General features: G+C 63.7%; 11 protein-coding genes and 1 pseudogene. 9 read left to right on the top strand and 3 right to left on the bottom strand.

Translation table 11 applies throughout. The features are described from left to right. The coding region (locus tag F6X42_RS39910) for an MFS transporter (protein WP_187639322.1) at nucleotides 1-416 on the top strand (416 nt) is incomplete at its 5' end. Between the two features lie 4 nt (nucleotides 417-420). Here F6X42_RS39910 and F6X42_RS39915 read toward each other — a convergent pair. Continuing rightward, on the bottom strand, nucleotides 421-693 hold the full coding sequence (locus F6X42_RS39915; RefSeq protein WP_187639323.1) for a hypothetical protein: 273 nt from the start codon (nucleotides 691-693) through the stop codon (nucleotides 421-423). Between the two features lie 511 nt (nucleotides 694-1,204). Between F6X42_RS39915 and pgaA the strand changes: the two genes are divergently transcribed. From pgaA to F6X42_RS39945, 6 genes are read left to right on the top strand one after another with little or no spacing between them, the layout of a single operon-like run. Then, complete coding sequence (gene pgaA / locus F6X42_RS39920; RefSeq protein ID WP_187639324.1) at nucleotides 1,205-3,265, top strand: poly-beta-1,6 N-acetyl-D-glucosamine export porin PgaA; 2,061 nt, start codon at nucleotides 1,205-1,207, stop codon at nucleotides 3,263-3,265. A gap of 6 nt (nucleotides 3,266-3,271) precedes the next feature. Further along, nucleotides 3,272-5,311 carry a poly-beta-1,6-N-acetyl-D-glucosamine N-deacetylase PgaB gene (pgaB, locus tag F6X42_RS39925; protein ID WP_187639325.1) on the top strand — a complete coding sequence of 680 codons (2,040 nt, stop codon included), beginning with the start codon at nucleotides 3,272-3,274 and terminating at the stop codon, nucleotides 5,309-5,311. Between the two features lie 45 nt (nucleotides 5,312-5,356). After that, nucleotides 5,357-6,697, top strand: coding sequence for a poly-beta-1,6-N-acetyl-D-glucosamine synthase (gene pgaC, locus F6X42_RS39930; protein WP_187639326.1), 1,341 nt, complete (start codon nucleotides 5,357-5,359; stop codon nucleotides 6,695-6,697). Between the two features lie 14 nt (nucleotides 6,698-6,711). Continuing rightward, nucleotides 6,712-7,161 (top strand): hypothetical protein, encoded by a 450-nt coding sequence (locus F6X42_RS39935; protein WP_187639327.1) that lies wholly within the window; start codon nucleotides 6,712-6,714, stop codon nucleotides 7,159-7,161. 49 nt (nucleotides 7,162-7,210) lie between these two features. After that, nucleotides 7,211-9,040, top strand: coding sequence for a glutamine--fructose-6-phosphate transaminase (isomerizing) (gene glmS, locus F6X42_RS39940; RefSeq protein WP_187639328.1), 1,830 nt, complete (start codon nucleotides 7,211-7,213; stop codon nucleotides 9,038-9,040). Nucleotides 9,041-9,049: 9 nt separating this feature from the next. After that, nucleotides 9,050-10,285: a hypothetical protein gene (locus F6X42_RS39945; protein ID WP_187639329.1), complete on the top strand. Its 1,236-nt coding sequence runs from the start codon at nucleotides 9,050-9,052 to the stop codon at nucleotides 10,283-10,285. A 38-nt stretch (nucleotides 10,286-10,323) separates the two neighbouring features. Here the strand turns inward: F6X42_RS39945 and F6X42_RS39950 are convergent, their stop codons facing one another. Further along, nucleotides 10,324-10,695, bottom strand: coding sequence for a DoxX family protein (locus F6X42_RS39950; protein ID WP_187639330.1), 372 nt, complete (start codon nucleotides 10,693-10,695; stop codon nucleotides 10,324-10,326). A gap of 79 nt (nucleotides 10,696-10,774) precedes the next feature. Continuing rightward, nucleotides 10,775-11,647, bottom strand: a complete 873-nt coding sequence (locus F6X42_RS39955) for an NmrA family NAD(P)-binding protein (protein WP_187639331.1) — start codon at nucleotides 11,645-11,647, stop codon at nucleotides 10,775-10,777. Nucleotides 11,648-11,794: 147 nt separating this feature from the next. Between F6X42_RS39955 and F6X42_RS39960 the strand changes: the two genes are divergently transcribed. Continuing rightward, complete coding sequence (locus tag F6X42_RS39960; RefSeq protein ID WP_187639332.1) at nucleotides 11,795-12,232, top strand: winged helix-turn-helix transcriptional regulator; 438 nt, start codon at nucleotides 11,795-11,797, stop codon at nucleotides 12,230-12,232. A gap of 110 nt (nucleotides 12,233-12,342) precedes the next feature. Further along, nucleotides 12,343-12,596 (top strand): annotated as a pseudogene (locus F6X42_RS39965) (hypothetical protein); the annotation flags it as partial.

Raw genomic sequence — 12,596 nt, forward strand, 5'->3', positions numbered from 1 at the left:
GCATGATCTCGTCGTCACGGCTGGGCAAGTTCGCCGATCGCGCGGGGCACTGGAATGTGATCGTCGGCTGCCTCGCCGCCTCGGCGGTGCTGCTCGTGCCGCAGGCGTTCGTCACCGCGAGCTGGCAGTTGATCGTGCTGCGTTTCCTGATGGGAATCGCGTTAGGCGGTTTGCTGCCGTGCATCGCGAGCGTGATCCGCCACAACGTGCCGGCGCACGTGACGGGCGCGATTCTCGGTTACTCGGTGTCGTCGCAGTACGCGGGGCAGGTGGCCGGGCCGCTGTTAGGCGGTTTCGTCGGCGGCCACATCGGCATGCGCGCGGTGTTTCTCGGCACCAGCCTGCTGATGGCGCTCGGCGCAGTCGCGAACTGGCGTGTGAAGTCGGGCAGGGCACAGGCGGGGGCGGCGCGCTGATGCCTCACGCATTGTTAATCAGTACCACTGATGTAAAGCTTATGGCGATCTTCGCGCCTCTCGGAGAGTCGCCGATTTGTTCTCTTCTTTCTTCCGCAGCGAGACAATACACAACGCGCACATGCTGTCTCTGTGCGTTTGCCCACATGTGAACGCTGCGCCGCCAGGACGTTGCCACAAGCATAGCGACACGACTTTGCGGCAAATGTTTCAGAAGTGTTCTGCGCACTTCAGCATCGAGATGTTCTGGCTTATTTCCGTTCAAGATCGATTTCATCCGGTTTTTTCGACCCGTAGAAACGGCGTCGAAGCGATGCGATGTTTTCGCCGTACGCATCATCATTGATACATGGCTGGTGCGCTGTATCACCTTTGAAACACTCGGATCTCTATTTCAATTGCATAAGCAGGCCATTGCTGTGCATCGGTCTGCGTCGAGCGAGCCCTTCGTGACAACTGGCTATTCGCGTCCCTGACGATGACTTCACGTTCGTCGAACCGTTCACCGATGAAACGAATATAGCGGCGGGTCGTTGCGCCGCAAAATCTTTCGGCAGTCGAATCGTTGCCGGTGAAGGATCGGGTACCGCCTGGTACGAACTTCGCTACATGCCTCGCCGCGCAAGTGGACCCGGTCGTTGCGAAGCAGTGACCGGATGCTGAATAAGACGCTGAACTTCCACGCCGCACGCCAGACCTCCGAGGCTCTCTGAATGTTCTCCATGCGTCATTTGCATGACGCACGGGCCTCGATTTGTCTGAACGTCGGTATCGACAAATGAGGAACCATGAAAACTAACCGCTCTAGCCGACGCAAGCACGCCGCAGTCAAGGCGACAGCCCTGCTGCTGATGCTGTTGATGCGTGACTATTGCGCGGCGCAGCCGAGCGCTGCGTCGGAGGCACCGGGGAACGTTGCGGAAGGGACCATCGCGAAAACCACGGTTGCACAAGGGAAGGTCGTGTCCGAACGCGACCAGCTTCGCAAACGCGTTTTTGAAGAAGCCAGCGCGGGCGCTCCGCAACTTGCGTTGCAGGAGGCACGTGCCAGTGCGGATGCATTCTCCGAACATGATCTGCTGCAGATCGAAGCGCTCGTCGTTGAAACGGAAGTGCATTGGGGACGTCAGCAATCGCTCGCCACGGACGAACCTGATCGGCTTGCGCAAACCCGGGCCGCGCTTCACCACATCGACGACATGCTCGGTCGCATGCCGGCCGGCGAAGACTACGAGGACCTGCGCCGTGCGGTGCTCGCCGAACGTGTCGCGGTGCTGCAAGGCGTCGGGCGCATGAAGGAAGCGACGGTGCTGTACGAAGATCTCGCGCGCTCGCCGCAACCGATGCCTGCGCATACCTACGCCGCTGCGGGTGACGCCTACACCTATCTCGACGAGCCGCGCAAGGCCGCGCCGGCTTATGAGCGTGCGTTGCAGACGCCCGTCGAGCCACTCACGCCGTCACTCGAACCGCACGCGCTCAAGCGCATCGACGTGCAGGAAGGTCTCTTCTTTGCCTACCTCGACTCGGGCCGTTTCGAGAATGCGCAGCAACTACTGAAGTCGATCACGGCGAGCACGCCGATTCGCGCGGATCTCGCCGAGCATCCGGAAGACGTCAGCGAAGACTATGGCCGTGTGAAGAAGCTGCAGGCGCAGTACCTGCTCTACACGGACCGCACGCGCGAAGGCGTTGCGGCGCTCGACAAACTGCGTCATGAAGCGCCGTTCGATCCCGCGTTGATCAGCGCACGAGCGGATGCAACGCTTGTGCAGCAGCGCCCGCATCAGGCGGAGCAGGTCTACGCGGGCACGCTCGTCGATCACCCCGGCGACGTCGAAACGCTTGCGGGCCTGGGCAGGACCGCGTTGCAACTGAATCAGTACGACCGCGCCGCGGACGTCAACGCGACGTTCGGCGACCGCTTCCCGGACAACAACACGGTGAAGACGTTTCAACGCGACTTCGAGGCGTACAGGAGCCCGCAACTGATCATCGCGGCGAACGGACAGAAGGGTAACTCGGTCATCGCGGACAACGACTGGGGCGTCGATACGCAACTCTATTCGATGCCGATCGCGAACTACTGGCGCGTCTTCGCGCATCAGTTCAGCGGACGCGCAAACACCGGCGACGGCAACAGCGTGAGCCGCATTCGCAACGGCATCGGTGGCGACTTCCGCTTTCATGGCATCGATGCAGCCGCCGAAGTGGACCGCTCGACGGGCCCGCAAGCGAAAACGGGCGGCGCCGGCAGTCTGCGCTTCGCGCCCGACGATCACTGGAAATTCTCGGCGGGCGTCGACAGCAACGTCAACACGCTGCCGTGGAAGGCCTATCAGGCGGGCGTAACGGGCCGCGCGGCGACGGGCGAGATCCGCTACGACGTGGACGATTACCGCTACTTCGAACTCGCTTACGGTGCCGCGCGCTACAGCGACTCGAACCTCAATCAGTCGTGGGTGGCGACGTGGTACGAGCGCCTGATCAACACGCCCAGCCACCTCGTCGCGACCTGGGTCGAGCTGAACACCAGCAGCAACACGCTCACGAACGCCGCGTACTTCAGTCCGCATCGTGACCTGACCGCGCAGCTCACTGCGATGTACCAGTGGACCTCGTGGCGCAACGCGGACCAGTCGCTCGCGAACCGCGCCTATGCAACGGTCGGTGGCTACCGGCAGACCGACATCAGCACCAGCATGCTGTGGGAGGTTCGCCTCGAACAGCAGTGGCAGTTCAGCGCGCACGCATCGCTCGCCTACGGCATCGGTGTAGCGAGCCAGCGCATGGACCGCGTTCGCGAGACCAGCAAGCTCATCTACCTGAACCTGAACATTCCTCTGTAGGCCATCATGGACAAGCTCACCCGCAGACGCTTTCTCGCTTTCGCCGCCGGGCTCGCCGCGGTTCCCGCCGCGCAGGCGCGCGTCGCTCTCGACCGTTTGCCGCCGCCGGACGCCGACGACGGCCTCACGTTCCGCGTGCTCGCCATCCACGACGTGCGCGACGACCTTCACGCAGATGTGTCGACGGTCGCCGACACTTGCGCGATCAGCACTGCGACGCTCAGCACGATCTTCGCGTGGCTGAAGGCGAAAGACTTTCACCCGGTCAGCGTCGATCAGATCGTCGCGTCACGCAACGGCGGCCCGCGCCTGCCGCCGCGCGCCGTGCTGCTCACCTTCGACGATGCCTATAAAAGCCAGTACACCCGCGCGTTCCCGCTGTTGCAGGAATACGGCTATCCGGCGCTGATCGGCGTCGTGACGCGCTGGACCGATACACCGGCCGGTCAGGCGGTGCGGATCAGCCACAAGTCCGTGATGCCGCCCGACTACTTCATGAGCTGGGACGATCTGCGCGAGATGGCGCAATCCGGTCTCGTCGAAATCGCGTCGCACACGCACGACATGCACCACGGCGCGCTCGCGAATCCGCAAGGCAACGAGCTGCCCGCCGCCAGCGCGCATCTGTATCTCGCCGATCTGAAACGCTACGAAACCGACGACGAATATCACGCACGCGTGCAGGGCGACCTGCAGCGCAGCGCCGATCTGATCAGGCAGAACACGGGCGTCACCGTGCGCTCCGCGGTATGGCCGTATGGCATGTACAACGCCGCGCTGATCAAGGCGTCGCAGGCGCTCGGCATGGCCGTGCACTTCACGCTCGACGACGGGCCGAACACGCCCGACGTGCCGCTCACGCAGATCCGGCGCCTGCTCGTGTCGTACGACTGGGACGTCGGCACGATGATCGCGCAGATGCGTTCGTCACGAGCGTATCGCGGCGAGCACAACCCGGTGGAGCGCGTCGTCAACGTATCGCTCGACCAGATGTACGACCCGGACCCGCGCAAGAGTGAAGAGAAGCTTGGCCGGCTGCTCGACCGCATCAAGGATCTCGAACCGAAGTCAGTGTATCTGCAGGCGTATTCGGACCCGGACAACACGGGTGTTGCGCGCGCGACGTACTTCCCGAACCGCCACCTGCCGATGCGCGCCGATCTGTTCAACCGCACCGCGTGGCAACTGATCACGCGCGCCGGCGTGCAGGTCTACGCCCGCATGCCACTGCTCGCGTTCGCATTGCCGCCGCAGCATCCGGCCTCGGGCCGTCTCGTCGAAGTGGCGGCCGGCAGCCCAAATGCCGCGCGCGACGTGCGCATGCCGCGCCTTAGCCCTTTCGATCCCGTCGCGCGCGCCGTGATTCAGGACCTCTACGACGACCTCACGCGCTATGCGAGCTTCAACGGCGTGGTGTTCGGCCCGGACGCGGCGCTCAACGCCTACGAAGACACCAGCGCTGCGGCGCTTGCCGTCTATCGATCGTGGGGCCTGCCGGCGGACATCGCGCAGATTCACGCATCGGACGAACTGATGCAGCGCTGGGCCGCCGGCAAGACCGCGTATCTGAACGCGTTCACGAACCAGCTCGCCGGGCGCGTACGCGCCTATCAAGGCGGCGGCAACGTGTTGACCGCGCGCACGCTGCCCCCCGAAGCCGTATTCGATGCGAACCCGGAACTCAACTTCTCGCAGAGCCTCGCGTCGTCGCTCGCGAATTACGACTTCGTCGCACTGGTCGCGGCGCCCCGAGCCGGTGAAGCGCCAGATGATGAATGGCTCGACGGACTCACGAAGGCAGTGAGGAAGCAGCCCGGCGCACTGGCGAAAACGGTGTTTGAGTTGCCGGCCGTCAACGGTCAGTCGCAACGCCCCGTCGAAGCGGGCGTGCTGCGCGCGCAGATGAAACGGCTCAATGCGGCGGGCGTCGTGCATCTGGGCTACGGGCCCGACGACTTCATCGCGAACCGGCCAGACACGACCGTGTTGCGCGACGTGATGTCGGTGCAAGGCACGCTGCGATCCAATCAGGGAATGTTGGGCTGAGCGTCGGCTGAAACCGCCACGCAAGCCCCACGCTAGGAAAAAACAATGAAAAATGTGATGAGCGTCATATCGAACTTCGTCTTTTACTATCCGCTGCTGATGGCGTATCTGTGGATGGTGGGCGGACTGCTGCACTATCTGCTGATCGAACGGAAGCACGCGAGCCAGACGACTGTCGGGCCGCTGCCGTCGTATCCGAAAGTGTCGGTCGTGGTGCCTTGCTATAACGAGGCGGACAACGTGCGCGAGGTGATCGCGTGTCTGGATCAGTTGAACTATCCGAACTACAACATCATCGCGATCAACGACGGCAGCCGTGACGAAACGGGCGCGATCCTGAACGAGCTGGTCAACGTCTATCCGAAGCTGGTGGTCGTGCATCAGCACCAGAACGAGGGCAAGGCGATCGGCCTCACGACGGCCGCGATGCTGAGTGATGCCGAGTATCTGATGTGCATCGACGGCGACTCGCTGCTCGACAAGGAAGCGATCGGCTGGATGCTGCGCCACTTCATCGACGACGCGTCGGTGGGCGCCGTGACGGGCAACCCGCGCATCCGCACGCGCTCGTCGCTGCTCGGACGCATGCAGGTGGGCGAATTCTCGTCGATCGTCGGCCTCATCAAACGCACGCAGCATATGTACGGGCGTTTGCTGACGGTGTCGGGCGTCGTGTCGATGTTCCGCAAGCGCGCGTTGCAGGAAGTCGGCTACTGGAGTTCCGACATGTTGACGGAAGACATCGACATCAGCTGGAAGCTCCAGGTGCAGGGCTGGCACGTGCATTTCGAATCGCGCGCGCTGAGCTGGATCCTGATGCCCGAGACGCTCCGCGGCCTCTACAAGCAACGTCTGCGGTGGGCCAAGGGCGGCATCCAGGTGCTCTTCAAGTATGCGGGCGAGGTGCTGTCCCGCCGCAACATGATGATGTGGCCGATCTTCTTCGAATACGCGATCAGCATCGTATGGGCGTACTGCATGCTGTTCACGCTCGTGATGATGGCGGCCACGGCGATATTCACGCTGCCTGAAACGTGGCGCTTCGCGTTCGTGCCGCGTGGCACGGGCGTGCTGCTTTTCGCCACCTGCTGCGCGCAGATCCTGGTCGGCTGCCTGATCGACCGGCGCTACGACGAGAACCTGTTGCGCTATTTCATCGACACCGTCTGGTATCCGGCCGCGTTCTGGGCCATCAGCATGATTGCGTCGGTCATTGCATTGCCCGGCGTCGTCAGCCAGCGGCGCCGCAAGCGCGCGCGCTGGGTCAGTCCCGATCGCGGCATCCGCTCGAGCGGCGCCGTGACGGCCGATTCATCTACGGAGTTAGTCGCGCAGCCGCAGTTCGGCGGCCCGCTCGACGTCACGCAGTCCAGTCAACATTCCTGAGCAGGGTACACACCATGAACTTCCCGATCATCGATGTCTCGAAGCAGTCCGTCGCCCAGTTCGCAACCGAATGCAGCAAGGGCCGGGCGATGCGCACGGTCGCGTGGTATCGCGTCGTGCGGCCGGCGCTCGTGCTGTGCATGTGGGTGCTGGCGGCCGTCTACATCCGCTGGTGTCTTGCGAATGCGAGTCCCGAGGAGTTGTCACTCGACGCGTTCATGCCCGGCATCACCGGCATCGCGGCCGTTGCCGCGGCGATGACTGTCTGGACCATCGGGCGCCAGATGGATGCGATCAACACCCACCGCGCGCGCCGGATGCCCGTCAGCGACGACGTGTCCCTCGATGCCACACGCGAAATCGCCGTCGGCAACGCGGGCCGCTGCCTCGTCGCCTATCACGACGACGACGGCGCGGTCTCGCACGTCGTGTCGATGCCCGAGTTCGAGCGTCAGACGGCCTGAGCCACACGCAATTATCACAAGCTGTATTGAACGCACCACGGAGATCACCATGTGCGGAATAGTAGGAGCAGTGGCGCAACGCGACGTCGTCGCGGTACTCACCGAGGGTTTGCGCCGCCTCGAATATCGCGGCTACGACTCTTGCGGCGTCGCGGTGTTGCAGCACGGCGCGCCGCGCCGCGTGCGTAGTGTCGAGCGCGTCGCGAGTCTCGCGGCACAGGCCGAGGCGGCACGGCTGTCAGGCACGATCGGCATCGCGCATACGCGCTGGGCGACGCACGGCGCGCCCGTCACCGACAACGCGCACCCGATCTTTTCGCGCGGCGAGATCGCGCTGGTTCACAACGGCATCATCGAAAATCATGAGGTGCTGCGTGACGAACTGAAGGGGCTCGGCTACGCGTTCGAATCGGATACCGATACGGAGGTGATCGCGCATCTGATTCACTACACGCGGGAACAGGACGAATCGCGCGATCTGCTGACGGCCGTGCAACGCTCGTTGCGGCGTCTGCGCGGTGCGTATGCGATCGCGGTGTTCGCGAACAACGAGCCGGACCGCGTGATCGGCGCGCGTGCCGGTTCGCCTCTCGTGGTTGGCGTCGGCAAGCGCGGCACCTATCTGGCGTCGGATGCGATGGCGCTGTCGGGCACCGCGGAGCATTTCATTTTCCTCGAAGAAGGGGACATTGCGGTGCTGTCGTGCGACGGTGTGCATATCGTCGATCGCGACGGCGCGAGCGTGCGGCGCGAAGTGCAAACGCAGCACGCGAGCCACTACGCGGCCGAACTCGGCCCGTATCGCCACTACATGCAGAAGGAAATCTTCGAGCAGCCGCAGGTGGTCGCCGACGCCATCGAGCGCGTGCGCGCGATCGCGCCAGCGTTGTTCGGCGCGAAGGCAGAGCGTGCTTTCGGCGAGATCGATTCGCTGTTGCTGCTGGCGTGCGGCACGAGCTACTACTCGGCGCTGACGGCGAAATACTGGCTCGAATCGATTGCCGGGATGCCGACGCAGGTGGAAATCGCGAGCGAGTATCGCTACCGCGAGAGCGTGGTGAATCCGTGCGCGATGGTCGTCGTCGTGTCGCAATCGGGCGAGACGGCCGATACCCTTGCCGCGTTGAAGCACGCGCAACAGCTCGGCCACCACCATACGCTCGCGATCTGCAACGTGCCGCACAGCTCGATGATGCGGCTCACGGAACTGCAGTACCTGACGGGCGCCGGACCGGAGATCGGCGTCGCGTCGACGAAAGCCTTCACGACACAACTGGTCGCGCTGTTCCTGCTTGCGCTCACGCTTGGCAAGGAACGCGGCCACGTGCGCGCCGACCATGAAGCGTCCGCGTTGCGGCAACTGCATCATCTTCCGGCCGCGCTCAACAGCGTGCTCGCGCTGGAGCCGCAGATCGTCGCGTGGGCGCAGGCGCTGGCGCGCAAAGAGCATGCGCTGTTTCTGGGCCGCGGCGTGCACTTTCCGATCGCACTGGAAGGCGCGCTGAAGCTGAAGGAAATCTCGTACGTGCATGCCGAGGCGTATCCCGCGGGAGAGTTGAAGCATGGTCCGCTCGCGATCGTCACGAACGAAATGCACGTCATCACGATTGCGCCGAACGATGCGCTGCTCGAAAAACTGAAGTCGAACATGCAGGAAGTGCGCGCGCGCGGCGGACAACTGTTCGTGCTCGCGGATGCCGATGCGCAGATCGCGAATGACGAAGGCGTGCGCGTGATCCGGCTGCCCCGGCACTATGGGCCGTTGTCGCCGATCCTGCATGTGGTGCCGTTGCAGTTGCTGGCGTATCACACGGCCTGCGCGCGCGGCACCGATGTCGACAAGCCGCGCAACCTCGCGAAATCCGTCACGGTGGAGTGAGCGGACAGCATGCGAACGACCCTTGCAGTTCTCGCCGTGGCGGCCGCGTGCGGCCTCGCGTCTGGCCTCGTTCCGTGCGCTTCGGCGGCCGGGGCGAGAGCCAACGCCAAGGCCGCCGACGCGCCGCGCGTGCCGATCGGCGATCTGCGCGCCTATATGCACGGGATCGGCGTGACGACCGACGCGCGCGGCGTATCGACCGTGTTCTTCAGCAGCTCCGGCCTGCCGCCACGCGGCGCGGGCCGCGACAGGAACTGGACGCATGACGTGTACATCGCGCGCTGGACGCCGCAGAAGGCGAAGCTCGACAGGCCGCGCGTGTTCATCAGCCGGCCCGAAGCGCAGGAGCCGGTGTCGGTTGCGCAGAACCACCGTGGCCGCGTGATGGTGACGTTCGAGGACGGATGGAATACGCCCAACGAGGTGAGCCAGCGTTATGGCGTCTACACGTCGAATCTTCGGGACGTGCGGCCTTATCCTGTCGACGTGCTGTCGGGTGGTCATTCGGGGCACGTCGCGGCGGTCGGCTCGCGCTTCGTCGTGTTCTATTCGAACGACTGGATCGACGGAGGCGGCGTCGACAATCTGGGCACCGGCAACGGCGTCTACGCGAAGATTTACGACGGCGACGGCGCGCTGGCGCAGGCGGTCGATGTCGCGCCGCGAGTGCGCGAGTGGTGGCCGATGATTGCCGGTTCGCCGACGCGCGCGCTGCTCGTGTGGCAGCAATATGTGGCCGGCGAGACGTTCGCGCGGCTCAAGGCCGCGACGCTCGATCCCGCGACCGGCGCTCTCGGCGAGTCGCGTGTGATTGCGCCGCGCTTGCAGTACTACACGTATGCGGCGGCTTATGTGCCGTCCGTCGACCGCTTTCTGGTGGTCGCCACGGGGGGCGACGGCAAAGGCTTTGCGCAACTCATCGATCAGAACGGCGAGACGACCGCGACGCTCGCGTGCATGCCGGCGTCGGTGCGCGAAGCGGGCATTGCGGTGATCGGCGATCGTGCGTTTACGCCGTCACAGGACGGGCGGCTGCTGCATTTGCGGCTGACTGCGACATCGATCGAACTCGCAGGCACGCAGCCGTCACCGATCAAATGGACTTACACGGGGAGCATCGGACTTGTGCGGTCGCCGACGCAATTGCATTGGGTCGCGACGAGTCCGAAAGGGCTGCAGGAAGCGGAGTTCGATCTGAATGCGGTGAAGCCGGCGACGGCTGCGGATCCCTGTGAGACGCCGTGAAGAGGGCTGATCACCGGCTGCAAGAGGCCGCGTAAAGTTTAGGCCCGAGCCGTAGAACCGGCAGCGAGCCGCTTGGGCCAAGCAATCCAGCCGACAACAAGCGATAGTGTCGCCACGACAAGTGGCGCCACCCCATGTCCGTATTCGCCGTGGACTGTCACGGTTGCCAGCGCAGCCAACATCACGGCGCAGCCTAGCGCCGAGCCCCACAGCCGCGTCCGTGCTCGCGCCAGCAGAACGGCGGACATGAGTTCCAGCGAACCGGTCACGAAATGGAACCAGTGCGGATATCCCCACTTCAGGTATTCCTCAAAGATGGATCGTGGGGCGACGATGTTGCTGAGCGATCCCACGACGAAAAAAGCGGCAAGAACCAACGGTAATACCTGGCGCCAGGAAATCTTGGACATTCGTTTTACCTTCTCTGATGAGGGCGTTGCCGAGGACCAGCGTGGCCGCCTGGTCGACGAGCCGGCCGATCTCCGCTGCTCATGCCGTAGTGGCCTCGTGGGCCGCCGCAAAGACATCGCGAGGGGACGTCGTGCCCGCGACGTGCTCCGTACCCGCGACGCCGAGGTCCATCCAGCCCGCGTTGACGGCATCGAACATCGCTTCGGCCGGTCCGGTCTGGCCCTTCGGGATGCCGAACTGTTCGAACGCTGCCGGCCACCCAGCCCGCGGGATGGCAAACGCCTTGACGTCGCGCCGCAAGACTTCGCCTAGCTGGGCCGCGACTTCATCCGCGCTGACCATCGAACCAAGCTCGACGACGCGATGCCCGGACCACGCCGGCCCGGTCAGCAGCGTCGCCACCTCGGCGCCGATATCGTCGGTCGCGACCATGGTCGACTTGCGACTCGTCGGGTCGTAGTAGACGGGTAGCGTGCCGCCCTGGGCGACGTGCAAGCCGTAAAGAAAGTTTTCGAAAAACCCGCCGGCTCGCACATAGGCGATCGGCAACGTCAGGTGACGCAGTCCTTGCTCCAGAAGCGACAGGGCCGTGATCATTCCCAGCCCGCTGGTTCTGTTCGCACCCATCGACGACAGCACAACCACCCGCGGCGGCGCCGCCCTGGTCAGCGCCTCGACATAGTTCGCGAGCACGCTCTTCGCTTCGCGGAAATCAGGCGAGGGTGCCCAGACAGCCGGCAGCATGACAAATGCACCTTCGACCCCTTTGAGCGCCCTTTCTACGGCGGCCGCATCATTCCAGTCGCCATCGACCAGTTCCACACCTTGATCCGCCCACGTCGTCGCGTTCTCGCGATTGCGGACCAGCGCCCGTACTTTCTTGCCTTGCGCCAACAGATGTCGGGCTGTTGCGCCGCCTACGCGTCCCGTAATTCCCATTACCAAAAACATGTGTTTCTCCTGAAATTTGTATTGCCCTTGAACGCCAACATTTCTGCGGCTGCGGTCCTTGTTTGAGGGCAGGTCTATCATAGAGACCTGTGCCTCGCGCCGGAAGGAGGCAGTTTTTTGTTACCAGAAGACTTAAAGGGAACCCGAATGAGCACCGCCCAGAATGCGATCGACAGATTCAGCCGATATCAACGTCAATTGGGCGACGCCCAGCCCGCACACTGCGCGGTTCGCGACGTGCTCGACCGCATCGGCGACAAATGGAGCATGCTGATGATCATGGAACTCGCGACGCGATCGCAGCGCTTCAGTGAGCTTCACCGAGCCATCCCGGACATTTCCAAGCGCATGCTTACCCAGACACTCCGCGATCTGGAGCGCGACGGACTCATCACCCGCCATGTTTTTCCCACCAGCCCGCCGAGCGTCGAATATCGCCTGGCCCCACTAGGCCAATCCCTGTTGGACCCGATGGCGGCCCTCATCGATTGGGCCGATCGTCGTTATCCCGACATCCATGCCGCGCGTGTCCGCTTTGACGACGCATCCGGTGATGTTGGTCCGTCGGATTGGCGGCGGGGCTGAACGGGAACCGGCATAGTTGCGACTGGACCGAGCATGCTCAATCGTGGCCGAGTGCCTCCAGCTAGGACCACGGATAAATACTTGATCGAGTTACGGACGGATATCGTTAGATGAAAGACGCTTTTGAACGACGCGCGTTGCTGCTGCATCTCGGCGACGCGTTGCAAGCAGTCGCTGCCGCGCTCGCAACCAACAACCCGCGCGACACAGTGCGCGATCTATTGGACGCTGACGCGACTCTCGCCACCCATGCATGGCTAGCCGCCGTACCGCCCGACATGGAGGTCGCGGAGTTCGCGAAGCGCGTTAGCGCGTCGTTTGCCGGTTGGCCCGCACAGTTGCTGGAAGCGCAGGTGGACTATAG

It is taken from the genome of Paraburkholderia podalyriae, from assembly GCF_014397785.1.
Lineage (GTDB): Bacteria > Pseudomonadota > Gammaproteobacteria > Burkholderiales > Burkholderiaceae > Paraburkholderia > Paraburkholderia podalyriae.

Coding starts and splice junctions, on each gene's coding strand:
- F6X42_RS39915 (WP_187639323.1), bottom strand. CDS start 693: ATGAAATCGATCTTGAACGGAAATAAGCCAGAACATCTCGATGCTGAA.
- pgaA (WP_187639324.1), top strand. CDS start 1,205: ATGAAAACTAACCGCTCTAGCCGACGCAAGCACGCCGCAGTCAAGGCG.
- pgaB (WP_187639325.1), top strand. CDS start 3,272: ATGGACAAGCTCACCCGCAGACGCTTTCTCGCTTTCGCCGCCGGGCTC.
- pgaC (WP_187639326.1), top strand. CDS start 5,357: ATGAAAAATGTGATGAGCGTCATATCGAACTTCGTCTTTTACTATCCG.
- F6X42_RS39935 (WP_187639327.1), top strand. CDS start 6,712: ATGAACTTCCCGATCATCGATGTCTCGAAGCAGTCCGTCGCCCAGTTC.
- glmS (WP_187639328.1), top strand. CDS start 7,211: ATGTGCGGAATAGTAGGAGCAGTGGCGCAACGCGACGTCGTCGCGGTA.
- F6X42_RS39945 (WP_187639329.1), top strand. CDS start 9,050: ATGCGAACGACCCTTGCAGTTCTCGCCGTGGCGGCCGCGTGCGGCCTC.
- F6X42_RS39950 (WP_187639330.1), bottom strand. CDS start 10,695: ATGTCCAAGATTTCCTGGCGCCAGGTATTACCGTTGGTTCTTGCCGCT.
- F6X42_RS39955 (WP_187639331.1), bottom strand. CDS start 11,647: ATGTTTTTGGTAATGGGAATTACGGGACGCGTAGGCGGCGCAACAGCC.
- F6X42_RS39960 (WP_187639332.1), top strand. CDS start 11,795: ATGAGCACCGCCCAGAATGCGATCGACAGATTCAGCCGATATCAACGT.